General features: G+C 74.2%; 23 protein-coding genes and 1 riboswitch. Of the genes, 15 read left to right on the forward strand and 8 right to left on the reverse strand.

The features are described from left to right. The first annotated feature begins 358 nt into the window (after positions 1 to 358). Positions 359 to 853, forward strand: a complete 495-nt coding sequence (bldD, locus tag FHU30_RS18490) for a transcriptional regulator BldD (protein WP_021597992.1) — start codon at positions 359 to 361, stop codon at positions 851 to 853. A 135-nt stretch (positions 854 to 988) separates the two neighbouring features. Here bldD and FHU30_RS18495 read toward each other — a convergent pair whose 3' ends face one another. From FHU30_RS18495 to FHU30_RS18505, 3 genes are all read right to left on the reverse strand, one after another. Further along, positions 989 to 2,329: an MFS transporter gene (locus FHU30_RS18495; RefSeq protein ID WP_253877294.1), complete on the reverse strand. Its 1,341-nt coding sequence runs from the start codon at positions 2,327 to 2,329 to the stop codon at positions 989 to 991. A gap of 1,269 nt (positions 2,330 to 3,598) precedes the next feature. Then, positions 3,599 to 4,156, reverse strand: a complete 558-nt coding sequence (locus FHU30_RS18500; RefSeq protein ID WP_253877296.1) for an SAV_6107 family HEPN domain-containing protein — start codon at positions 4,154 to 4,156, stop codon at positions 3,599 to 3,601. Between the two features lie 288 nt (positions 4,157 to 4,444). Continuing rightward, entirely contained in the window at positions 4,445 to 5,377 is a 933-nt protein-coding gene (locus FHU30_RS18505) for a LysR family transcriptional regulator (RefSeq protein ID WP_253877298.1), read from the reverse strand. Here FHU30_RS18505 and FHU30_RS18510 point away from each other — a divergent pair. From FHU30_RS18510 to FHU30_RS18535, 6 genes are all read left to right on the forward strand, one after another. After that, a complete protein-coding gene (locus FHU30_RS18510) occupies positions 5,321 to 6,046 on the forward strand; it encodes a ClpP family protease (protein WP_301323288.1) in 726 nt (241 codons plus the stop codon). The two genes, FHU30_RS18505 and FHU30_RS18510, sit on opposite strands and share 57 nt — an antisense overlap. 108 nt (positions 6,047 to 6,154) lie before the next feature. After that, on the forward strand, positions 6,155 to 6,622 hold the full coding sequence (locus FHU30_RS18515) for a YbaK/EbsC family protein (protein ID WP_253877302.1): 468 nt from the start codon (positions 6,155 to 6,157) through the stop codon (positions 6,620 to 6,622). A 23-nt stretch (positions 6,623 to 6,645) separates the two neighbouring features. Then, positions 6,646 to 6,996, forward strand: coding sequence for an ArsC/Spx/MgsR family protein (locus FHU30_RS18520; protein WP_253877304.1), 351 nt, complete (start codon positions 6,646 to 6,648; stop codon positions 6,994 to 6,996). Positions 6,997 to 7,161: 165 nt separating this feature from the next. After that, entirely contained in the window at positions 7,162 to 8,268 is a 1,107-nt protein-coding gene (locus tag FHU30_RS18525; RefSeq protein ID WP_253877306.1) for a hypothetical protein, read from the forward strand. Continuing rightward, on the forward strand, positions 8,265 to 8,597 hold the full coding sequence (locus tag FHU30_RS18530; protein WP_253877308.1) for a hypothetical protein: 333 nt from the start codon (positions 8,265 to 8,267) through the stop codon (positions 8,595 to 8,597). The genes FHU30_RS18525 and FHU30_RS18530 overlap by 4 nt, the downstream gene beginning before the upstream one ends. A gap of 11 nt (positions 8,598 to 8,608) precedes the next feature. Further along, a complete protein-coding gene (locus tag FHU30_RS18535) occupies positions 8,609 to 9,220 on the forward strand; it encodes a GNAT family N-acetyltransferase (RefSeq protein ID WP_253877310.1) in 612 nt (203 codons plus the stop codon). Here the strand turns inward: FHU30_RS18535 and metF are convergent. Continuing rightward, on the reverse strand, positions 9,157 to 10,092 hold the full coding sequence (metF, locus tag FHU30_RS18540; protein WP_253877312.1) for a methylenetetrahydrofolate reductase [NAD(P)H]: 936 nt from the start codon (positions 10,090 to 10,092) through the stop codon (positions 9,157 to 9,159). The two genes, FHU30_RS18535 and metF, sit on opposite strands and share 64 nt — an antisense overlap. Before the next feature lie 43 nt (positions 10,093 to 10,135). Here metF and FHU30_RS18545 point away from each other — a divergent pair, with 43 nt between their 5' ends. From FHU30_RS18545 to FHU30_RS18560, 4 genes are all read left to right on the forward strand, one after another. Next, complete coding sequence (locus FHU30_RS18545) at positions 10,136 to 11,212, forward strand: polyprenyl synthetase family protein (RefSeq protein WP_253877314.1); 1,077 nt, start codon at positions 10,136 to 10,138, stop codon at positions 11,210 to 11,212. 118 nt (positions 11,213 to 11,330) lie between these two features. Then, complete coding sequence (locus FHU30_RS18550) at positions 11,331 to 11,906, forward strand: carboxymuconolactone decarboxylase family protein (protein WP_253877316.1); 576 nt, start codon at positions 11,331 to 11,333, stop codon at positions 11,904 to 11,906. After that, on the forward strand, positions 11,906 to 14,104 hold the full coding sequence (locus FHU30_RS18555) for a glycoside hydrolase family 3 C-terminal domain-containing protein (protein WP_253877318.1): 2,199 nt from the start codon (positions 11,906 to 11,908) through the stop codon (positions 14,102 to 14,104). The genes FHU30_RS18550 and FHU30_RS18555 overlap by 1 nt, the downstream gene beginning before the upstream one ends. Positions 14,105 to 14,193: 89 nt before the next feature. Continuing rightward, positions 14,194 to 15,165 carry a serine/threonine-protein kinase gene (locus tag FHU30_RS18560; RefSeq protein ID WP_253877320.1) on the forward strand — a complete coding sequence of 324 codons (972 nt, stop codon included), beginning with the start codon at positions 14,194 to 14,196 and terminating at the stop codon, positions 15,163 to 15,165. 16 nt (positions 15,166 to 15,181) lie between these two features. Here FHU30_RS18560 and FHU30_RS18565 read toward each other — a convergent pair whose 3' ends face one another. From FHU30_RS18565 to FHU30_RS18580, 4 genes are all read right to left on the reverse strand, one after another. After that, complete coding sequence (locus FHU30_RS18565; protein WP_253877322.1) at positions 15,182 to 15,346, reverse strand: hypothetical protein; 165 nt, start codon at positions 15,344 to 15,346, stop codon at positions 15,182 to 15,184. A gap of 78 nt (positions 15,347 to 15,424) precedes the next feature. After that, complete coding sequence (gene thiE / locus FHU30_RS18570; protein WP_253877324.1) at positions 15,425 to 16,099, reverse strand: thiamine phosphate synthase; 675 nt, start codon at positions 16,097 to 16,099, stop codon at positions 15,425 to 15,427. A 221-nt stretch (positions 16,100 to 16,320) separates the two neighbouring features. Next, complete coding sequence (locus tag FHU30_RS18575; protein WP_253877326.1) at positions 16,321 to 16,704, reverse strand: Rv2175c family DNA-binding protein; 384 nt, start codon at positions 16,702 to 16,704, stop codon at positions 16,321 to 16,323. Positions 16,705 to 16,785: 81 nt separating this feature from the next. After that, positions 16,786 to 17,988, reverse strand: coding sequence for an NAD(P)/FAD-dependent oxidoreductase (locus FHU30_RS18580; RefSeq protein WP_253877328.1), 1,203 nt, complete (start codon positions 17,986 to 17,988; stop codon positions 16,786 to 16,788). A gap of 42 nt (positions 17,989 to 18,030) precedes the next feature. Then, positions 18,031 to 18,146, forward strand: a riboswitch (TPP riboswitch). On the opposite strand from FHU30_RS18580, the gene thiO reads away from it, so the two are divergent. The 4 genes from thiO to FHU30_RS18600 all read left to right on the forward strand — a co-directional run bounded on the left by thiO (position 18,136) and on the right by FHU30_RS18600 (position 21,410). Then, positions 18,136 to 19,257 (forward strand): glycine oxidase ThiO, encoded by a 1,122-nt coding sequence (thiO, locus tag FHU30_RS18585; protein WP_253877330.1) that lies wholly within the window; start codon positions 18,136 to 18,138, stop codon positions 19,255 to 19,257. (Overlaps the previous riboswitch by 11 nt.) A gap of 55 nt (positions 19,258 to 19,312) precedes the next feature. Further along, positions 19,313 to 19,513 carry a sulfur carrier protein ThiS gene (thiS, locus tag FHU30_RS18590; RefSeq protein ID WP_253877332.1) on the forward strand — a complete coding sequence of 67 codons (201 nt, stop codon included), beginning with the start codon at positions 19,313 to 19,315 and terminating at the stop codon, positions 19,511 to 19,513. Continuing rightward, on the forward strand, positions 19,510 to 20,334 hold the full coding sequence (locus FHU30_RS18595; protein ID WP_372503910.1) for a thiazole synthase: 825 nt from the start codon (positions 19,510 to 19,512) through the stop codon (positions 20,332 to 20,334). Before thiS ends, FHU30_RS18595 begins: the two co-directional genes overlap by 4 nt. A 152-nt stretch (positions 20,335 to 20,486) precedes the next feature. Beyond that, positions 20,487 to 21,410, forward strand: a complete 924-nt coding sequence (locus FHU30_RS18600; RefSeq protein WP_253877334.1) for a DMT family transporter — start codon at positions 20,487 to 20,489, stop codon at positions 21,408 to 21,410. Positions 21,411 to 21,508 lie beyond the last annotated feature (98 nt).

Below are 21,508 nucleotides of genomic sequence, written 5' to 3' on the forward strand. Positions count from 1 at the left end.
GGGCCCCCTCTTCCGAACCCCTCCCCGCCGTATCATGCCTGGTGAGAGCGGTCACACAGGGGTCGCGGCGGCGCCGCGCGGACCGCTGCGCGCGGGGGCCCGGCAACGCCCGCCGGGCGGGGCGTGCGGGCCTTCGCGGCGATCCGGACGACCCGGATCGACACCTACGGATTCGACCGCTTTTTTCCAATCGGCTTGACCTGGGCGCGTCACCGTTTTACCGTCACTGTCCGTAACCATCCCTGGAGGACGACTTCCGGGCCGTGACGGGCCCGGGAACCGCCTCCCCCGACGCCGGACCGGCCGGTGCCGGGGCCATCCGAGAACGACGACGAGAGTGAGCCTGGGGGGCCGCGAAATGCCGTCTGAATACGCTAAGGCTCTCGGCGCGCGCCTGCGCGCCATCCGCACCCAGCAGGGGCTGTCCCTGCACGGTGTGGAGGAGAAGTCCCGTGGCCGCTGGAAGGCCGTCGTCGTGGGTTCGTACGAGCGGGGCGACCGCGCCGTCACCGTTCAGAAGCTGGCCGAGCTCGCCGATTTCTACGGCGTGCCGGTCTCCGAGTTGCTGCCCGGCGGAGCCGCGCCGAGCCCGCTCGGGCCAACGCCCAAGCTCGTCATCGATCTTGAGCGCCTGCAGCAGCTTCCGAAGGACAAGGCCGGTCCCCTCGCCCGCTACGCCGCGACGATCCAGAGCCAGCGGGGCGACTACAACGGAAAGGTCCTGTCCATCAGGCAGGAGGACCTGCGTTCTCTTGCCGTGATCTACGACAAGTCCCCGACCGAGCTCACCGAGGAGCTCATCGGCTGGGGCGTCCTGGACCCCGAGGCCCGCCGGGCCGTGGAGTCCTTCTAGCCGTCCTCGGCCTGGCCCCGGAAGCCGTCCGGGGACGAGGTGACGCGCTTCTGTCGAACGGCCCGGCGGCCCTGTGCCGCCGGGCCGTTCGGCTGCCCGGCACCCCCGCGCGCGGGGGTGCCGGGCAGCCGGTTGTTAACGCTGTGCGCTGGGTTGTGCAGATGCACATTCATGCGCTTGTGCATCCAGCGCCCCGGAGGGACGCGCCGCCCGCCGCCTCGGCGCGGCGAGCGCGAGCGCCAGGACGCCCGCCATCGCCACGGCCGTGACGGCGAAACCCGTCGCGTACCCGGCGTCCGCCGGATGCCCGTGGACGGCCGACGCCGTGAGGATGACGGCGCTGACCTGCGTCCCGAGCGAGCCGCCGACCGTCCTGAGCAGCGTGTTCACGCCGGTCGCCACCCCCGTCTGCGCGGGCTCCACCGCCGCGACGACCAGGTTCGCGACCGCCGCGTAGGCCAGCCCGAGCCCGATCCCCCGCGCGGTGCCGCCGATGTACAGCTGCCACATCGTGTCGTGGACGACCGCGACGAACGCGTACCCCAGCCCCGTCAGCACGGCCCCCGCCACCAGGACGGCCCGGGACCCGACGCGATGGTGGAGCCGTCCGGCCGCGATCCCCGCCAGCGTCATGCCGATACTCGCCGGAAGCTGCAGCATCGCGGCCTGCGTCGCGCTCCCCCCGAACCCCGTCGGCCCCGGCGCCTGGACGAGCAGCGGGAACAGGACGCCGCCGGCCATCAGGCCGTAACCGGCCAGCAGCGACGCCGCATTGGCCGTCCACACCCCGCGCACGCGCATGAGCCTCGGATCGACCAGCGGCTCGTCCACGTGCCTCTCCACGAGCCACCAGACGGCCGCCAGCGCCACCGCAGCGCCCGCGAGGCCCAGGACCCCCGCCGACGTCCATCCCCACGCCATGCCCTGCGTGAGGGCCGTCAGGGCGGCGACCATCCACGCCGAGAACAACCCGGCGCCCCACCAGTCGACGCCCGCTCCGGGCCGTCCGGGCACCTGCGGGACGAGCCGCCACGCCGCCACGAACCCCGGCACCAGCCCGACCACGGGCATCCACAGCAGCCACCGCCACCCCAGCAGGTCGATGACGGGCCCCGCCACGCACCACGACAGCGCCCCGCCCAGCCCCAGCATCGACGACATCAACCCGACCGCCGACGCCGTCCGCGCGGGCGGCAGGACGCTTCGGATGACCGTGTACGCCAGCGGGAACACTCCCCCGCCGATCCCTGCCAGCGCCCGCCCCACGAGCAGCACCCCCAGGGACGGCGCGAGAGCCGAGAGGACCGTTCCACCCGTCGCCACCGCGAGCACCACCAGCAGCACCCGCCGCGGCCCGTACAGATCCCCCAGCCTTCCGACCACCGGCGTCGACACCGCCGCCGACAGCATCATCGCCGTCAGCCCCCAAGCCGCCCCCGCCGCACTGGTCCCCAGATCCCGCTGCACAAGTGGCATGGCCGGCGTCAACACCGCCATCGACAGCGAATACCCCACAACCCCCAAAAACGCCAGGAGCCCCGGCAGTGCTGATTGAGCCTCCGGCTCCGAGCGGCTCGCCTGGGGGCTCGCCTCTCGGCCCGGCGACTCGGGCGAGCGCGGCATCGCTTCGCGATCAACCGCGCGGGGGCTCGCCTCCGGCGTCACCCCCGCCCGGTTGGTAACGCGCTCGCGCGCAGGTTGCTCATTCCGCCCTTTTCGCCGCATCGCCACGCGAGCATTGTCGTCCAGCGACAAACCGGCCCGCACTTCATAAACCACTTAGTGAGTGAAATAACCCACCCACAACTCCCCCACCACCAGCCCGTCAGCCCCCCAGTGACCAACACCCGCCGTGTTCAGCCCCACCAAAACGATCACGCCGAACCCCGCGCCGACGAGCACCCCCGCCGACCCGCACACCACCGTCCCCACACCACAACAGGGCTGAACGCCCCCTCCCACGGCGCTTCCCGAGGACCGATCAACACAGCGCGGCGCTTGGCGTGCGCCACGTTGTGGCGCCGACGTCTGCCTTCGGGGAGCTCAGGCCCGATCGTTCGGGGTTCGGTCGATGAGCCGCGCGCTTCGCATCCCCGCCTTGCGCCGCGGAGACGCCTTGGCCCGGCGCTCCGGAGGGCGGATCAACGCAGCGCGCCGCTTGGCAGGCCGTGCCGGTGGGCGCCCTCGGGGGATGGCACACCCACCGGCACGGCGGCTCGCTCGCCCTGTGGGGCCGGGCCGCCGAGCGCGGTGAGGTTGGCGCTCGGCGGCCCGGCTCGGCCGCCTCAAGGGGCGCGGCGGCCGGTCCAGGCCCCGGCGTGAGGGCGCGGACGGGGCGGACGAGCCGTCCGCCCCTTCACACCGGGACGTGAGGCCCGGAGGAGCGGCCCCGCAACACGCACCTCCGGGAGTCTTTCTTGGCGACGACCTCAGCCCGCCGAGCGCGTTACCAACCGGGCGGCGGCGATGCCGAAGGCGAGTCGCCGCGCGGTTGATCGCGAAGCGATGCCGCGCTCGCCCGAGTCACCGGGCCGCGCCCGAGCCGCTAGGCGAGGGCGCGGAGCCGGAGGCTCCATGAACACAGGGATCCCGCAACATGCGCCTCCGGGAGTCTTTGGCGGCGACCTCTGCCCGCCGACCACGCGACAAGCTCAGCCCGCCGAGCGCGTTACCAACCGGGCGGGGGTGACGCCGGAGGCGAACCCCCGTCCGGTTGATCGCGAAGCGATGCCGCGCTCGCCCGAGTCACCGGGCCGAGAGGCGAGCCCCAGGCGAGCCGCTCGGAGCCGGAGGCTCCATGAACACAGCCGGGAGGGTCTGCTGGGCGGGGATGCCGAGGGTGTCTTCTACGAGGGTGACGAAGATCTCGGCGTCGTGGAGGAGTTCGTCGGCTTCGCGGGGGGTGACGGCTCGGGGGAGGCCGGCTTCGGCGGCGGCGCGCTTGTCGGCGCCGGCGGCGAAGTAGGCGGCCCACTCGCGCAGCGCGGGGTCGGCTTCGGGCAGCAGGACCCAGACGCTGCGCGGGCGGGAGCGGCGGCGGGTGAGGTCGAGGGGCTGGTGGGCGGCCAGGACGGCGGCCGCGGCGCGCAGCGCGGCGAGGTGCGCGCTGACGTAGCGGACGGCGGGCGAGGTCGCCTCGGCGGCCTCGACGAGGCCGACGCGGGCCGCGTGCAGCTGGCCGACGGCGGTGTGCGCGGGGCGCGGGGCGGGCAGCGCGCGGGGGCGCGGCCTCGGCGCCTCGTGCTGGGCGGCGCCGGAGACGTTATGGGCGGCGGAGCGTGCTCCGCGGGTGAGCGTGGTCATGTCTGCCTCCTTCCGGGGCGTCGGGCGCGGCCGGGCGGAGAGCTTCCCCTCTCTCCGCCCGGCCGTGCGCCCCCGCCGCGTCCGCGCGCTGGACGCGACGGGAGCGTCGCCCGTGGCACGGGCCGCGAGTCCCGCACCACGTCGAACATAAGTTCGACGCGTTCACAGTAAACCGCCTCGGTGACGGTTCGTCAATACGTTCGAACGCGTGTCGCCACTCACAGCGATCACGGGAATGATCGTGCAGGTCAGCGCCACACGGACCAGTAGAACAGCAGGGTCGGACAATCAGTCGCGGTAGGCGTCGGCGAGCCAGTGGGACGGGTCGTCCGGCGGGGGCGGGACGGCCGGGGGCAGCGCCCGCAGGACGGCCTTGAGCGCCGCCGAGGTGTCGCCGGAACGCCAGGTCAGGCACCACGGGACGAGCGGCACCGGGTCCACGAGGCGGATCCGGTGCAGGCCCGTGCCCTTCGGGACCTCGACGCCGGCCTCCCCCAGCGCGACGCCGGGCGCCTCGCGCGCGACCAGCTCGCCGTAGTGCCAGAGGCCGACGGCGGGCTCGACGAACCGGATCGGCACGTCGAACCGGTCCGCGATCCGGTTCAGGAAGGCGCGGGACTCGGCCGCGACCGGGTCCGGCATGACGATGCCGTGGTCGCGCAGCTCGTCCGGACGCATCGTCTCGCGCGCCGCGAGGGGGTGGTCCGCGGCGACGAACGCGTGCAGCGGCACCAGCTGGACGACCCGGGACGACAGCTCCGGCGGCCACCGTCCGGGCAGGTCCCTGGCCTGGCCGAACGCGGCGTCGATCTCGCCGGAGAGCAGCGCCGGGACGGCCTGCTCGAAGCCCTGCCGCATGCTGATCTCGACCCGCACGCGCGGTTCTAGGTCGAGCAGCCCGCGCACCAGGGTCATCGGGCTGAACCGCTGGTCGTAGACGTCCACGCGCAGCCGCTGCGGCTCGCCGCGCACGGCGGCCACGACCGCGTCAACGGCCGAAAGTGCCTCGCGTGCGCGCGGGAGGAGGCGGCGTCCCGCGTCGGTCAGCTCGACGCGGCGGGTGGTGCGTTCGAACAGCGGCGCGCCGAGCACCGACTCCAGCCGCCGGACGCGCTGGGACAGCGCCTGCTGGGTCAGGAAGAGGCGCCGCGCGGCCCGTCCGAAATGCATCTCCTCGGCGGCCGCGACGAAGGCCCGCAATCCGGGAACGTCCACGTCCACGCCCCAAATGTGGGTTCGACAAGCGCGCGTTGTCAAAGCGCCCGGAACTCTTGTTGGACGTCGCGGGCCGCCCGCCGGTTACCTCGGAGCATGACCAACGAAGCGCGCCAACCCTCCGAGGACGTCTTCCAGCGGCTGCTCAGCCAGCGCATCGTGTTCCTCGGCCAGGAGGTCGACGACGCCATCGCCAACCGGCTCTGCGCCGAGATCCTTCTGCTGTCGGCTGAAGACCGGCACCGCGACATCCACCTGTACATCAACTCCCCCGGCGGCTCGGTGACCGCCGGGATGGCCATCTACGACGTGATGCAGTTCGTCCCGAACGACGTGGCGACGCTTTCGCTCGGGTTCACCGCGTCCATGGGGCAGTTCCTGCTGTGCGCGGGCGCGCCGGGCAAGCGGTACGCGCTGCCGCACACGAGGATCGTGATGCACCAGCCGTCCGGCGGGATCGGCGGGACGGCGTCCGACATCCGGATCCAGGCGGCGAACCTGCTGACCACCAAGCGGCAGATGCAGCAGCTGATCGCGGCGCACACCGGGCAGAGCGTGGCGCGGATCGAGGCCGACTCCGACCGCGACCACTTCTTCACCGCGCAGGAGGCCCTCGACTACGGCTTCGTGGACCACGTCGTCGACACCGCCCAGGCCATCCCCGCCGCCGCATGACCCCGCACGACCCCGCCGCCGCGTGACCCCGGCGCCGCATGACGCCGGATGGCGGGGGGCGCGATAACGGCGGGCGCATCCCCTGCGGGACGGCCTAGGGTGCGGTCCATGCACCCCAACGCCGAACGCGTCGCCGCCGTCCTGCGCGAGCAGGGCGCGGACGGCGAGATCATCGAACTGCCCGACTCGGCCCGCACCGCGCAGGCCGCCGCCGACCAGCTCGGCTGCGAGGTCGGGGCGATCGCCAACAGCCTGGTGTTCGACGCCGACGGCGCGCCGCTGCTCGTGCTGACCAGCGGCGCGCACCGGGTGGACACCGCGCGGGTCGCCGCGCTCGTCGGCGCGGCGAAGGTCGGCCGCGCGACGCCGGAGTTCGTCCGGACGCACACCGGGCAGCCGATCGGCGGGGTCGCGCCGGTCGGGCACCCCGCGCCGATCCGCACCCTCGTGGACGTCTGGCTGGACAAGCACGAGCGGGTCTGGGCGGCGGGCGGGCACCCGCACACGGTCTTCCCGACCACCTACGCGGAGTTGCTGCGCATCACCGGGGGCGACGCCGCCGAGGTCGGCGACTAGGCCCGGGGTGGGAGACTGAGGCCATGGAGATCTGGCACAACCCCCGCTGCTCGAAGAGCCGCGCCGCGAAGGCGGCCCTGGACGAGGCGGGCGTCGAGTACACCGAGCGCCGCTACCTGGACGAGCCCCCGACCGCCGAGGAGCTGGACCGGACGCTCACCGCGATCGGCGCCGAGCCCTGGGACGTCGCGCGCCTCGGCGAGGCCGTCGCCAAGGAGCTGGACCTGAAGAACCTGCCGCACGACCGCGCCCGGTGGATCGAGGTCCTGGTGGCGAACCCGGTCCTGATCCAGCGTCCGATCATCGTCGCGGACGCGGCGGCGTTCGTGGCCCGCGACCCGCAGTCGGTCGAGCGCGCCCTCGGCGCGTCCTGACGCCCGTCCCGCGTGCCGGACGGACACGGGCGGCTGACCGTCCGGCCACGTCATGCGGCCTGACCGTGACCGTCCGGCACTCGACATCGCCTGTTGCGAGTGTGATTCTGGGGAATCGACCCCGGCGCGACGGCGCGGCGGACCGAGGCACCACCCGGAGGGGCGATGACCGCTGAGATGCGCACCGGGCCGGCCAGCCGCGACGGCGACTTCCGGGGCATCGACCCGCCCGCGCTGGACCAGCTGCTGAGGCAGGTCCAGCAGGCGAACGCGGCGATCCGCGGCTGGCTGGCGGGGCACCGGCCGCCGCCCGGCGTCCCGGCTACCGGGTACCGGCAGGCCGAGCAGGTCGCGCAGTGGGCGTCCGACCAGATCGGCATGCTGTCCCGGCGGTACAACTTCGCGATCACGCACCCAGACACCGGCGGCGGCGTGCACGCGCCGCCCGCACCGGCCCCGGCGCCCGGCCCCGGCTCGTCCGGCGGGGGCGGCGGGACGAAGGGCCCCGGCAAGGTCACGCCGCCGCGCTCGCACCCGCGCCCGCACCGGACGACCCCCAACGGCGCCGGCGACCTCGGCAAGTTCAGGACGCCCGAGGCCGCCGCCAAGGCCGCGCGCTCGGACGCGCACGCGATCCGCGACGCGCTGCAGCACCACCGGGCCGTCCCGCCGGAGGCGTGGAAGCACCTGGCCGAGCACGCGGGCGACCCCGACTACACGCGCGAGCTGTACGAGCGGCTCGGCGCGAAGGGCGCAGCCGAGCTGATCAAGGCCGCGCACGGGAACGCCGCGCACCTGAAGGCCATCGAGCGGTCCCTCGGCGTCGCGAGCCACCACATGACGATGAACGCCCGCTGGCTGGACGCCCTCCTGGACGAGTCGGACCGCCTCGGCGACCACAAGGCCGCCGTGCACGTCCTCACGACCGCCGACATGAGCGCCCGGACCGCCAACGCGCTGGCCAAGCTGGGCCTCCACCACGTCCCCGCGCACGCGCCCCACGCGCCGGAGCACCACGCGCCCGCGCACCACGAGCCCGCACCGCACCACGCACCGCCCGCGCACCACACTCCCGCACCGCAGCACCACGCGCCGGGGCCGAACACGCCGGTGCCGCATCATGCGCCGGCGCCTGGGAACTCGCATGCGCCGGCGCCGCCCCGGCATCCGATCCAGCCGCCTGCCGCGCCCGATCCGGGCAGCGGGAACGGTCCGACCACGCTCGTCCACGACACGATCCACGCGCACCACGCGACGGAGGGTCCGGCATGAGCCCGCCTCCCCCGCCCGCGGCCCTCCCGCCGCCCCTGGACGCCGCCGCAGCGGCGCAGCTGGGTCCGCACCAGCAGCCGAACCCCGAGTACCGGGAGCTGTACCAGGCGTACCAGGACGCGTACGGCAGCATCGACGCGCTGAGCAGCGCGCTCGACGGGCCCGTCCGGACGCTGAACGGGACGGACGCGTGGATCGGCCCGGAGTCGCGGACGTGGGGCGGGCAGCTCGACGCGCAGCGGGCCGCGCTGCGGAAGGCCGCCGACCAGATCCTCTGGGACATCTACAACCGGTTGGCGGCGACCCAGCGCACGCTCACCCGGGTCTAGGCTCTCTCCGCGTGAGGAAGCCGAGGGAGCCGAAGCTGCGCCAGCTCGACGAACACGCGTTCCTGCGCCGCCTGGACCCGATCCTTCAGGTCTACGCGGCGGCGATGCGCCCGCCCGGGGAGCAGCTCCCCGGACGGCACTCGATCATGCAGCGGCACACCACCTACCCGCGGTTCCGCGCGTTCGCGGTGGAGCGGCCGCGCCCGCTGCCCGGGGTGCCGGGGAGCGTGCGCGGCTTCGCCTACGGCTTCCACGGCGAGTCCGGGCAGTGGTGGCACGACGTGGTGCGGCGGGCGCTGACCGAGCAGGACGGCCCCGAGCACGCCGCCTACTGGCTGGACGACGCGTTCGAGGTCGCCGAGCTGCACGTGCACCCCGACGACCAGGGCCAGGGCCACGGCCGGACGCTGCTCAACGCCCTGTGCGAGGGCAGGCTGGAGACCACGGTCGTGCTGTCCACGCTCGACCTGGACCGGCAGTCCCCCGCGCGGCGCCTGTACCGTTCGGTCGGCCTCCGGGACCTGCTCGTCGACTTCGAGTTCCCCGGCGGCGGCCCGCCCTACGCCGTCATGGGCGGGACGCTGCCCCTGGCGCCGTACCCGGCGGGTTCGAGCAACTCGTAGACCTCGCGGGTCGCGGTCGACCGGTTGAAGGTGATGAAGTGGATGCCGGGCGCGCCCTGGTCGAGCAGCTCCCGGCACAGCTTGGCGGCGTTCTCGATGCCGAGGCGCCGGACGGCGTCCGGGTCGTCCCGGACGGCCTCGAACCGCTCCCGCAGCTCGGCGGGGAACGGCGCGCCGGACAGCTGCTCGGACCGGTCGATCGTGCTGAACCGGGTCACCGGCATGATGCCGGGGATGATCGGCACGTCGCAGCCGGCCGCCGCGACCCGGTCGCGCAGCCGGAAGTAGTCGTCCGCGCGGAAGAACATCTGCGTGATCGCGTAGTCGGCGCCCGCGCGGCACTTGGCCACGAAGTTGCGGGTGTCGCTCTCGATGTCGGCCGAGCGCGGGTGCTTGTAGGGGAACGCCGCGACGCCGACGCTGAAGTCCCCGTACGAGCGGATCATGCGGACGAGGTCGGAGGCGTACTCCAGCCCCTCCGGGTGCTTGACCCACTCGCCCATCGGGTCGCCGGGCGGGTCGCCGCGCAGCGCGAGGATGTTGCGGACGCCGGCGGAGGCGAACCGCCCGATCAGGTTCCGCAGCTCGGCCTGGGAGTGGTTCACGGCCGTGAAGTGCGCCACAGGGGTCATGGTCGTCTCGGTGGCGATCCGCTCGACCACCTCCACGGTGTTGTCGCGGGTGCTGCCGCCCGCGCCGTAGGTGACCGAGACGAAGGTCGGGTTCAGCGGCTCCAGCTCCCGGATGGTCCGCCACAGGGTGCGGGCCTCCTCGGCGCTCTTCGGCGGCATGAACTCGAAGGAGAACGAGGGCTCGCCGGTGGCCAGCAGGTCGCGGATCGTCGGCGCGCGATCGGGGTTCTGGCGTCGCATCCCGCAATCCTATCGACCCGGTCCGAAAAGATACGATCTCGCCATGCCCACCAGCAGGCCCGCCAGCGCGTCCACCGGCCAGTTCCGCAAGGAGGTCGACGAGGCGCTGCACGCGTTCACCGCCCGCCAGGCCCCCGGCCTGCTCGCCATCAGCCCCGATCTGGAGCCGATGGTCTCCGCCTTGCGGGCGCTGCTGGCGGGCGGGAAGCGGCTGCGGCCCGCGTTCTGCTACTGGGGCTGGCGCGCGGCGGGCGGCGAGGACGTCCCGGAGATCGCGACGGCCGCCGCGTCGCTCGAACTGCTCCAGGCCAGCGCCCTGGTGCACGACGACGTGATGGACGCCAGCGACACCCGCCGGGGCCAGCCGTCCGTCCACCGGCGGTTCGAGGCGCTGCACGGCGAGAGCGGCTGGCGCGGCCCGGCGGACACCTTCGGCGAGGGCGCGGCGATCCTGCTCGGCGACCTTCTGCTGGCCTGGTCGGGCGAGATGTTCGAGACGAGCGGCCTGACCGAGGACCGTCGCGCGCGCGGCCGGGGCGTCTACGACCTGATGCGCACCGAGGTGATGTGCGGGCAGTACCTGGACATGCTGGAGAGCACCCGCGGGGACGGGACGGTCGACACGGCGCTGCGCGTGGTCGATTTCAAGTCGGCCAAGTACACGATCGAGCGGCCGCTGCACCTGGGCGCGGCGCTGGCCGGGGGCTCGGACGAGCTGGCGGCGGCGCTGAGCGGGTACGGGCGCCCGCTCGGGATGGCGTTCCAGCTGCGGGACGACGTGCTCGGCGTGTTCGGCGACCCGGAGGCGACCGGCAAGCCCGCCGGGGACGACCTGCGGGAGGGCAAGCGGACGGTGCTGATCGCGCTCACCCTGGAGCGCGCCGACGCCGAGGAGGCCGCGACGGTGGAGCGGCTGCTCGGCGACCCGGAGCTGAGCGCGCTCGGCGTGGCCGACCTGCGGGAGATCATCACCGACACGGGCGGGCTGGCGGCCTGCGAGGAGATGATCGACCGGTTCGCGGCCGACGCGCGCGACGCGCTCGCCGCCGCGCCGGTGGCAGGCGAGGCCCGGGAAGCTCTGGCAGACCTGGCGGTCGCCGCCACCGCCCGCACGTTCTGAGCAGCCGCCGACATCTGCCGGGCCGTTCTCAGACTGATTGTCAATATTGTGACACGATGTGGCCAATGGGGCTGGGCGGGCTAGCACTGTCCCACCGATCGGTGGCAGAAAGTAGGGCATGTCCGCCGACGCATCGTCCCCCGACACGTCCCCCGACACGCCCCGCGACGCCTCCGCCACGCCGCGCATCCCGCCGCTGCCGCCCGAGGAGTGGGACGAGACGCTGAAGGCCGTGGTGGCCAACACCGGCCCGCTCAACGTCTTCACCACGCTCGGACGGCATCCCGCGCTGTTCGCGTCCTGGATCGGGTTCGGGTCCAAGCTGCTGTTCGAGGGCACGCTGGACGGGCGCGTCCGGGAGATCGCGATCCTGCGCGTCGCGCACCAGCGCTCGTGCGCGTACGAGTGGGCGCACCACGTCCCGATCGGGCAGCTCGCGGGCCTGAAGGACGAGGAGATCGAGGCGCTGCGCGGCGCGCCGGACGAGCACCCGTGGTCCGCCGGGGACCGGGCGGTGATCGACGCGGCGGACGAGCTGCACGCCGACTCCACGGTCTCGGACGCGACCTGGGCGGCGCTCGCGGAGCGGTTCGACGAGCGCGAGATGATCGAGCTGGTGCTGCTCATCGGGCAGTACCACATGGTCGCGTTCGCGCTGAACGCCCTGCGCGTCCAGATCGAGGACGGCCACTGATGTCCCCGCACGCGGGCACGGGTGGGCGGGCGACGCGGGTGTGGGGTGCGGGGGCCCTCGCATCGGCGCTGGTCGCGACCCTGTGGACGGTCCCGTCGGCGGACGCGCAGCCGAGGCCGTCCGCCGCGAAGGCGCTGACGCGCTGCGGCGACCCGGCGAAGCGTCCCTGGTGCAGGAAGTCGCTCACGCCGGACCAGCGGGTGGCGCTGCTGCTGCCGAAGATGACCGCCGACGAGAAGATCTCGCTGCTCGCCTCGGACGACCCGCTGGGCGGCCCGCTCGGCGGCATCTCCGAGAATGCGCACGCCGACACCAGCGGCGGCGTCGCGCGGCTCGGCATCCCGCCGGTCTACATGGCCGACGGCCCGGCGGGCGTCCGGCAGGGCAAGGCGACCGCGCTGCCCGCGCCGATCGCCGTGGCGGCGGCGTTCGACCCGTCCGCGGCCCGCGACTACGGCTCGACCGTGGCGTGGGAGGCGCGGCACCGCGGCAACGATCTGATCTTCGGCCCGACCGTGGACGTGCTGCGCAGCCCGCGCGGCGGGCGCTCGTTCGAGGGCTTCGGCGAGGACCCGTTCCTGTCGGCGGCGACCGGGGCGTCCTGGATCCGGGGCGCGCAGGCGCAGGGCGTGATGACGTCGGTCAAGCACCTGGCGGTCTACACGCAGGAGACCGACCGGCTGGCGCTGAAGATGAAGGTGGATCCGCGGACGCTGCGCGAGATCTACCTGCCGCCGTTCGAGGCCGCCGTGAAGACCGGAAACGCCGCGACCGTGATGTGCGGGTTCGGGCAGCTGAACGGCCGCTGGGCCTGCCAGGACGGCACGGTCCTGAACAGGATCCTTCGCAAGGAGTGGGGTTTCAAGGGGCTCGTCTCGTCCGACCACACGGCCGCCCAGGACACGGTCGGCGCGGCGAACGGCGGGCTCGACCTCGAACTCCCCTACGGCTTCAAGTACAACGGCTTCGCGCTCAAGGCCGCGATCGCGCAGAAAAAGGTCGCCTGGGCGACGGTCGACGGGCACGTCCGGGCGGTCCTGCGGACGATGTTCGCGTTCGGCCTGTTCGACCGCGCGGCCTACCCGAACGACCTGACCAAGATCAGCCGGGCGGTCAGCGAGGCGGCGGCGCAGCGGCTGGAGGAGAGCGGGATCACCCTGCTCAAGAACGCGGGCGCGCTGCCGCTGAAGGCGCCGAGGAGGATCGCGCTGATCGGCGGCGCGGCGGACGCCAACCAGAGCGGCTTCGGGTCGGCGCAGGTCCAGCCGTTCACCTCGGTCACGCCGCGCCAGGGCATCGCCAAGCGCGCGGGCGCGGGCACGTCGATCACCTACACGGACGGCCGGAACCAGGGCGACGCCGCGCAGGCCGCGCGCGACGCGGACGTGGCGATCGTCTTCGCGACCGACAGCGAGGGCGAGTTCTTCGACCGGTCGTGCCTGACGCTGAACTGCGGCGACCCGCTCAAGGGCGACCAGGACGGCCTGATCTCGGCCGTCGCGGACGCCAACCCGAACACGGTCGTCGTGCTGGAGACGGGCGGCCCGGTGCTCACCCCGTGGGCGGACAAGGTCAAAGGCGTCGTCGAGGCCTGGTACCCCGGCTCGCGCGGCGGCGACGCCCTCGCGCGCGTCCTCTACGGGGACGTCGATCCTGGCGGGCGTCTGCCGTTCACGTTCCCCGCCGCCGAGGGCGACGCGCCGGCGGCCGGGAACCCGGCGCAGTACCCGGGCGTGGACAAGTCGGTCACGTTCTCCGAGGGCGTCCTGGTCGGGTACCGGCACTACGACGCCAAGGGCATCGCGCCGCGCTACCCGTTCGGCCATGGGCTGTCCTACACGACGTTCCGGTACAGCGGACTCCAGGTGACGCCGGCGTCGGTGCGCGTGACGGTCACCAACACCGGAGCGCGGACGGGCGTGGCGGTGCCGCAGCTCTACCTCGGCATGCCCGCGCCGAACGTCACGACGCCGCAGCCGCCGCGCCAGCTCAAGGGCTTCCAGAAGATCACCCTGGCGCCGGGGGCGTCCTCGACCGTGACGTTCCCGCTGACCGACCGGTCGCTGGCCTACTGGGACACCGCGGCGAACGGCTGGAAGGTCGCGCCGGGGTGCTACCGCGTCGAGCTGGGCGAATCGTCGCGCGAAACGGCTCTGACCGGCGCGTTCGCGCGGGGCGGGGCGGCCTGCCCGAAGTAAAAGATCAACCTTCCGGCCCCGGACCGGGTCGGCACACGGTACAAAAGAGGGAAACTTCCACTCGCCTCCCCGCCGAGCCGGAGCCCGCGTTGCCGCCATCCTCCTCCCCCGGGAGAACGCTGGACCCATCGTCCGGCCGCTCCGGCCTGCCCCTGGGCCCGGACGACCCGCGCAGCCTGGGCGGGTACCGGCTGCTGCGCCGCCTCGGCGAGGGCGGCCAGGGCGTGGTGTACCTCGCCGTCGCGGCGGACGACGAGGACGGCGGGCGGGTCGCGGTCAAGCTGCTGCGCGGCGGCGCCGCCGCGACACCCCGGGCGCGCGCCCGGTTCGTCAAGGAGGCGGACGCCGCCCGCGAGATCACCAACCGGCACGTCGCGCGCGTGCTGGACACGGACATGACCGGCGACCGGCCCTTCATCGTCAGCGAGTACGTGCCCGGGCCGTCCCTCCAGGAATGCGTCGAGGAGGACGGGCCGCTCACCCCCGGCGGGCTGCGCCGCGTCGCGCTGCGCTCGGCGGCCGGGCTCGCCGCGATCCACCGCGCGGGCGTGGTGCACCGCGATTTCAAGCCCGGCAACGTGCTGCTCGGCCCGGACGGCCCGAAGGTGATCGACTTCGGCGTGGCGCGGACCGCCGACGCGACCCCGGTCACCACCGGCGGCGCGGTCGGCACGCCCGCCTACATGGCCCCCGAGCAGATCGAGGACGAGCCGGTCGGCCCGCCCGCCGACGTGTTCGCCTGGGCCGGGACGGTCGTGTTCGCCGCGACCGGCCGCCCGCCGTTCGGCGGCGGGCCGAGCGCGGCGGTGATGCGCCGGATCGTCACCCGCCCGCCGGACCTCGGCGGCTTGGACGGCGAGCTGGGCGAACTGGTCGCGGCATGCCTGGACAAGAACCCGGCGGCGCGTCCGACGGCCCGGCAGATCGTCCGGGCGCTGCGGGACGGCGAGGCCCCGGCGCCCCGGCCGCGGCCGAAGCAGATCCCCCGCTACCGCTGGCGGATGATGGTCGCCCTGGCCGCCGTGGTCGCCGCGGGCTTCCTCCTGGGCTTCCTGCTCTAGATCCGCTCACGGCCGGTCACCAGTGCGGCGGGCGCTCGTCCAGGAAGCGGGAGTCGTCGTCCCCGCCGCCGCGCCACTCGCCCCAGCCGGTGTCGGTGTCGTCTCCGGTCTGGTCGGGCAGGACGGGCAGGTCGTCGTCCTCCAGGTCGACCACGCGGTCGTCGTCCGGTGTTGCGCTCATGACTCCATTGTCGGCCACCCGGGGGATCGCCGGTGACGTCCGCGCGTCCGGCGGGTGTCGGCGTGTTGTCTTTCCTGGTCAGGATTCGCGGTGGAGGCGGGCGGCGAGGCCCGCGGCGGCCGCGGCCGGGTCGGCGGCCTCGGTGAGGGCGCGGACGACCACGATGCGCTCGGCGCCCGCGGCGAGGACCCGGTCGAGGTTGCCCGCGTCGATGCCGCCGATGGCGAACCAGGGGCGCGCCGGACGAAGCGCGGTGGCGGCCTCCAGCAGCGGCAGGCCGGGCGCGTGCCGGCCCGGCTTGGTCGGGGTGGGCCAGACGGGCCCGCAGCAGAAGTAGTCGACGCCCGGCTCGGCGGCGGCCGCCGCGGCCTGCTCGTCGGAGTGCGTCGAGCGGCCGATCAGGACGTCCTCGCCGACGATCGCGCGGGCCGCCGGGACGGGCAGGTCGTCCTGCCCGAGGTGCAGGACGTCGGCCTGGACGGCGTGCGCGACGTCCGCCCGGTCGTTGACGGCGAGCAGCGCGCCGTGCCGGTCGCAGGCGGCCCGGAACTCCCGCAGGTACTCGATCTCCTGCTTCGCCTCCAGGCCCTTCTGCCGCAGCTGGACGATGTCGACGCCGCCGCCGAGCACGGCGTCGAGGAACGCCGGCAGGTCGCCCTGCTTCTCCCTCGCGTCCGTGCAGAGGTAGAGGCGCGCGCGGCCCAGGCGGGCGCGCAGCTGGACGGCACGGTCGGAGGGCAGGTGCCTGGACACGGGCGGCGGGGTCCTTCCGGAACGGGGCGCGGGCCACGCGCGCGGGGATCCGCGCACGTGACCCGCATCATTTCACGTGCTGAGCAGCGATATCGGCCCGCCCGGAGGCGGCCGGGGCATGTCGGCCGGGTCAGGCGACCGCGTCAGTCGGCCGGTTCATGTCGGCCGGACAGGCAGCCGGGCCAAGCGCCCGGGCCATGTCGGCCGGTCGGGCGGACGGGTCAGAAGGCGAGCGCCTGGGCCCGGCGCCGGACCTCGGTGCCGCGGTTCTCCGCGAGCGCCTGCACGGGCGTGCCGGGCAGGGTGTCGTCCGGGGTGAAGAGCCAGCGGAGCGTCTCCACCTCGTCGAACCCGGCGTCCGACAGCAGTGTCAGGGTGCCCGGCAGGCCCTTGATCACCTGGCCGTCGGCGATGAACGCCGCGGGCACCATCGGGTGGCCGTCGCGGCGGACGGCCAGCAGCTTGCGCTCGGCGAGCAGCTGCTTGATCCGGTTGAACTTCAGGTTGAGGCGCTCGGCGGCCTCGACCAGGTCGATCCAGTCGCCCACCAGGGCGTCCGTGCGGGGGTCGAGATCGCTCTCTACGGTTGCGTGCGTCTGCGTCACGCCCCCTTGCTACCACGCCCCCGAGGCACTCAAACCCACCTGGGGCCCCAGGGACTTCTTCCGTTGATCTTCCCGCGTTCGTCAGGACTTCACCGAGGCGCGCACCGGAACGGCCGGATCGGCCAGCAGCGCGGGGTCCACGGGCGTCCCGGCGGCGATGACCCGCTTGGCCTGGACGAGGTCGCGCGGCCGGTCCACGGTGAGGATCGCGTCGAGCCGGTCGCCTGTGAGCCACGCCACAGCCCAGGCGCCGTCCTCGGGGGCGCCGCGGTAGATCATCCGCTCGGCCGCGGAGTGGTGCCCCGCGTACTGGACGAACCGGTCGAACTGCTCGGACCAGAAGTACGGCGCGACGTCGTAGGCCGCCTCCTCGCCGAGCAGGGTCCGCGCGGCGGTCTCGGGGGCGTTCAGCGCGGTGTCCCAGTGCTCGACCAGCAGCCTGCGGCCGTACCGGTTCGACCACCAGGCGGCGCAGTCGCCGACCGCGACCACGTCGTTCCGGACGACGCCGCCCGCCGAGGCGCGCAGCGACGCGTCGGCGAGCACGCCGCGCTCGACATCGAGGCCCGAGCCGTCCAGCCAGGCCACCTCGGGACGGACGCCGACGCCGGTCACGACGAGATCGGCGGGGATGCGCCCGCCGTCCGCGAGCGCCAGGCCGCCGTGGTCGACCGAGGCGACCTTCACGCCCGTCCGCAGCTCGACGCCCGCCTCGGCGTACCAGGGCGCGGTGAGCGCGCCCAGCTCCGGGCCCAGCGCGTTCGCCAGCGGCGTCGCGGCGGCCTCGACGACCGTGACGGCGCAGCCCTTCTTCGCGGCCGTGGTGGCGACCTCCGCGCCGATCCAGCCCGCGCCGATGATCACGACGCGGGCGCCGGGGACGAGCCGCGACCGGACGTCCAGGGAGTCGTCCAGCGTCCGGATGACGTGCTGCGGGCCCTCGCCGGGCAGCCGGATCGGGGTCGCGCCGGTCGCGATGACCAGGCCGTCGAAGGCAAGGTCGCCGGCGGTCGTGGCGAGCGTCCCGCCGCGTCCGGCGTCGAGCCGCAGGCCGGTGGCGCGCTCGCCCGCGCGGACCTCGACGTCCAGGGCGGGCAGGTCGGCGTCCAGCGCCGGGAAGTCGGTCTCGCCCTTCAGGACGGCCTTCGTGAGCGGCGGGCGGTCGTACGGGAGGTGCCGCTCCGCGCCGACCACCACCAGCGCCCCGCCGTACCCGTGCTTGCGCAGCGACTCCGCCGCGCGCACGCCCGCCAGCCCGCCGCCCACCACGATCACCCGCTCCATGCCCGCAGGCTAGCCGGTGCCCGATCCGCCGTAAGCTAAGGGGGACAAGTGCGCGGGAGCCCGGCCGTACCGGGCTGAGAGGGCGGCTGGGACGGGCCGCCGACCGCCTGAACCTGATCCGGGTCATGCCGGCGAAGGGAGCCGCCCGTGAACGTCGTGGTCATCGGGGCCGGGGTCGTCGGCCTCGGCGCTGCCTGGCGCTGCGCGGCGCGCGGCGCGGACGTCACGCTCGTCGATCCGGAGCCCGCGAGCGGCGCGACCGGCGTCGCGGCCGGGATGCTGACCCCGGTCAGCGAGCTCGACTACGGCGAGGAGCCGCTGCTCAGGCTCGGCGTCGCGTCCCGCAACCTGTACCCGGAGTTCGTCGCCGAGCTGGAGGAACTGACCGGCCTGGACACCGGGCACCGGCGCGACGGCCTGCTGGAGGTCGCGTTCGACGCCGACGACCTGCGCGTCCTGGCGGACGTGAAGCGGTTCCAGGAGGCGCTCGGCGTGCCGACCGAGGCGCTCGACCGGCGGGAGTGCCGGAAGCTGGAGCCGATGCTCGCGCCAACCGTCCGGGGCGGGCTGTACGCGCCGGAGGACGGCTCGATCGACCCGAGGCGGCTCGCTCCGGCGCTGCTCGCGGCGGCCGAGAAGTGCGGCGCGCGGCTCGTCCGGCAGAAGGCCGCCGAGGTGCTCGTGCGCGGCGACGCGGTCTCCGGCGTCCGGCTGGACGACGGCACCGAGCTGCCCGCCGACCGGGTGCTGCTCGCGGCCGGGCCGTGGTCGAACGCGGTCGGCGGCATCCCGCCGGGCGTCGTTCCGGACGTCCGTCCGGTGAAGGGGCAGGTGCTCCGGCTGCGCACGCCCGTCCCGTTCCTGCGCCGGACGACCCGGGGCACGGTCCGCGGCTCGTCGATCTACCTCGTGCCGCGCGCGGACGGCGAGATCGTCGTCGGCGCGACGCAGGAGGAGCTGGGCTTCGACACCCGCGTGACCGCCGGCGGCCTGTGGGAGCTGCTGCGCGACGCCCGCGAGCTGGTGCCCGGCATCACCGAGCTGGACTTCGCCGAGGTCTCCGCCGGGCTGCGGCCCGGGTCGCCGGACAACGCCCCGGTGCTCGGGCCGTCCGCGCTGCCGGGCCTGGTGCTCGGTGTCGGGCACCACCGCAACGGCATCCTGCTCACCCCGGTCAGCGCCGCCGCGCTCGCGGAGGCGCTGCTGGACGGCACGCTGCCCGAGGTGGCCCGGCCGTTCTCCCCCGGCCGCTTCCGGCAGGGCTCTTGACGTTCCCGTACGGGCCCCCGCGTTCCGGCGGGCCCGTGGAGTTCCAGGAAGGCACATGAAGATCATCGTGAACGGCGAGCCGCGCGACCTGCCCGCGGGCGCGAGCGTCGCCGACGCGGTCGCCACCGTCACCACCGCCCCCGGCGGGGTGGCGGCGGCGCTGAACGACGAGGTGGTGGCGCGGTCCGCGTGGACCGCGACCAGGCTGGCCGAGGCGGACCGGCTCGAAGTGCTGACCGCCGTGCAGGGGGGTTGACGATGGCGGCGATGGGTTCGGCGATGGGGACGGAAGCGGCGGAGGCCCGGGACGCGCTGGTCATCGGCGGCGAGGAGTTCGGGTCCCGGCTGATCATGGGGACCGGAGGCGCGCCGTCCATGCGGGTGCTGGGCGAGGCGCTCGCGGCGTCCGGGACCGAGCTGACCACGGTCGCGATGCGCCGGGTCGACCCGGCGGCGCGCGGCTCGGTGCTGGACGTGCTGCGCGAGCACGGCATCCGGGTGCTGCCGAACACGGCGGGCTGCTTCACGGCGGGCGAGGCGGTGCTGACCGCCAAGCTGGCCCGCGAGGCGCTCGGCACGAACTGGGTGAAGCTGGAGGTCATCGCCGACGAGCGCACCCTCCTGCCGGACCCGATCGAGCTGGTGGACGCCGCCGAGCAGCTCGTGGACGCCGGTTTCGTCGTCCTGCCCTACACCAGCGACGACCCGGTGCTCGCGCGCCGCCTGGAGCAGGTCGGCTGCGCCGCGGTGATGCCGCTGGGCTCGCCGATCGGGTCGGGGCTCGGCATCCGCAACCCGCACAACATCGAGCTGATCGTGGAGGCGGCGGGCGTCCCGGTCATCCTGGACGCGGGGCTCGGCACCGCCTCGGACGCGGCGCTCGCGATGGAGCTGGGCTGCGACGCCGTCCTGCTGGCGACGGCCGTGACGCGCGCTCAGCACCCGGCGCGGATGGCGGCGGCGATGCGGCACGCCGTCGAGGGCGGACGGCTCGCGCGGCTCGCGGGCCGGATCCCGAAGCGCCGGTACGCGCAGGCGTCGTCCCCCTGGGAGGGCATCGCCAGGAGCGACAGTTAAGTTGCTCTAACCAGTGCGTTGCAGTTTTACTCACTGGACCTGAACGTTCGCCGGGCTGCAGACTTGATCCGGATTCACGGCATATGCCCAGTTCACGGTAGCCGGGCATACTTCGTCCGCCGTGGAAGTATCCGCGATCTAGGTTGGGGCGCATGACGACGCAGGTGGACAGGCGCGCGATCCTCGCGGCCTCGGTGACGGTGCTCGCGTGGGCGTCGGCGTTCGTGTCGATCCGCAGCGCGGGCTCGGAGTACTCGCCGGGGGCGCTCGCGCTCGGCCGGATGGCGTGCGGCTCGGTGGTGCTCCTGGCGATCCTGGCCGCGCGCCGCGAGGGGCTGCCGCCGCGCGCCGCGTGGCCGCGCATCCTGGTCTCCGGCGTGCTCTGGTTCGGCTTCTACATGGTGGTGCTGAACTGGGGCGAGCGGAAGGTGGACGCGGGCACCGCGTCGATGCTGGTCAACATCGGCCCGATCCTGATCGCGCTGCTCGGCGGCTGGCTGCTGCGCGAGGGGTTCCCGCCGCGGCTGTTCGCGGGCCTCGCGGTCGCGTTCGGCGGCGCGGTGGTCGTGGGGTTCGCCACGTCCACCGGGGGCGGGTCGTCCGTGCTGGGCGCGGTGCTGTGCCTGCTCGCGGCGGTCTCCTACGCGGGCGGCGTGATCACGCAGAAGCCCGCGCTGCGGCACGCCTCGGCGTTGCAGATCACGACGTTCAGCTGCGTCGTCGGCATGGTGTTCTGCCTGCCCTTCTCCGGCCAGCTGATCACCAAGCTCCCGGACGCGTCGGCGTCGGCGACGCTGAACATGGTCTACCTGGGTGTCGTCCCGACCGCGATCGCCTTCACCACCTGGGCGTACGCGCTCGCCCGCACCTCGGCCGGGCGGCTCGGCGCGACCACCTACGTCGTCCCGGCGATCGTCGTCCTGATGGCCTGGGGCTTCCTGGGCGAGGTGCCGCCGCTCGGCGCCCTCGCGGGCGGCGTGCTGTGCCTGGCGGGCGTCGCGGTGGCCCGGAGCCGCCCCCGGACGGCCCCGGCCGCCCCCGCCCCCGAGCCGGTCGCCTCCACACCCCGCCCCTGACCTGGGCGGGGGCGGGCGGGGCAAGATCCGCCTGCGGTCCGACCGATGCTCATCCTCCGGGCTGATGAGAACGGTTCGGCAGGGCCTTTAGACTCGGC

This window comes from Actinomadura rupiterrae, assembly GCF_024172125.1.
In the GTDB taxonomy this organism is placed as follows: Bacteria; Actinomycetota; Actinomycetes; order Streptosporangiales; family Streptosporangiaceae; genus Spirillospora; species Spirillospora rupiterrae.

What these genes read in the sequence shown, in the direction of transcription:
- FHU30_RS18545 (WP_253877314.1), top strand. Translation starts at nt 10,136, where the DNA reads ATGCCCACCAGCAGGCCCGCCAGCGCGTCCACCGGCCAGTTCCGCAAG.
- FHU30_RS18515 (WP_253877302.1), top strand. Translation starts at nt 6,155, where the DNA reads ATGCACCCCAACGCCGAACGCGTCGCCGCCGTCCTGCGCGAGCAGGGC.
- bldD (WP_021597992.1), top strand. Translation starts at nt 359, where the DNA reads ATGCCGTCTGAATACGCTAAGGCTCTCGGCGCGCGCCTGCGCGCCATC.
- FHU30_RS18555 (WP_253877318.1), top strand. Translation starts at nt 11,906, where the DNA reads ATGTCCCCGCACGCGGGCACGGGTGGGCGGGCGACGCGGGTGTGGGGT.
- FHU30_RS18495 (WP_253877294.1), bottom strand. Translation starts at nt 2,329, where the DNA reads ATGCCACTTGTGCAGCGGGATCTGGGGACCAGTGCGGCGGGGGCGGCT.
- FHU30_RS18510 (WP_301323288.1), top strand. Translation starts at nt 5,321, where the DNA reads ATGCATCTCCTCGGCGGCCGCGACGAAGGCCCGCAATCCGGGAACGTC.
- FHU30_RS18500 (WP_253877296.1), bottom strand. Translation starts at nt 4,156, where the DNA reads ATGACCACGCTCACCCGCGGAGCACGCTCCGCCGCCCATAACGTCTCC.
- FHU30_RS18565 (WP_253877322.1), bottom strand. Translation starts at nt 15,346, where the DNA reads ATGAGCGCAACACCGGACGACGACCGCGTGGTCGACCTGGAGGACGAC.
- FHU30_RS18600 (WP_253877334.1), top strand. Translation starts at nt 20,487, where the DNA reads ATGACGACGCAGGTGGACAGGCGCGCGATCCTCGCGGCCTCGGTGACG.
- FHU30_RS18520 (WP_253877304.1), top strand. Translation starts at nt 6,646, where the DNA reads ATGGAGATCTGGCACAACCCCCGCTGCTCGAAGAGCCGCGCCGCGAAG.
- FHU30_RS18550 (WP_253877316.1), top strand. Translation starts at nt 11,331, where the DNA reads ATGTCCGCCGACGCATCGTCCCCCGACACGTCCCCCGACACGCCCCGC.
- FHU30_RS18530 (WP_253877308.1), top strand. Translation starts at nt 8,265, where the DNA reads ATGAGCCCGCCTCCCCCGCCCGCGGCCCTCCCGCCGCCCCTGGACGCC.
- FHU30_RS18580 (WP_253877328.1), bottom strand. Translation starts at nt 17,988, where the DNA reads ATGGAGCGGGTGATCGTGGTGGGCGGCGGGCTGGCGGGCGTGCGCGCG.
- FHU30_RS18525 (WP_253877306.1), top strand. Translation starts at nt 7,162, where the DNA reads ATGACCGCTGAGATGCGCACCGGGCCGGCCAGCCGCGACGGCGACTTC.
- thiS (WP_253877332.1), top strand. Translation starts at nt 19,313, where the DNA reads ATGAAGATCATCGTGAACGGCGAGCCGCGCGACCTGCCCGCGGGCGCG.
- metF (WP_253877312.1), bottom strand. Translation starts at nt 10,092, where the DNA reads ATGCGACGCCAGAACCCCGATCGCGCGCCGACGATCCGCGACCTGCTG.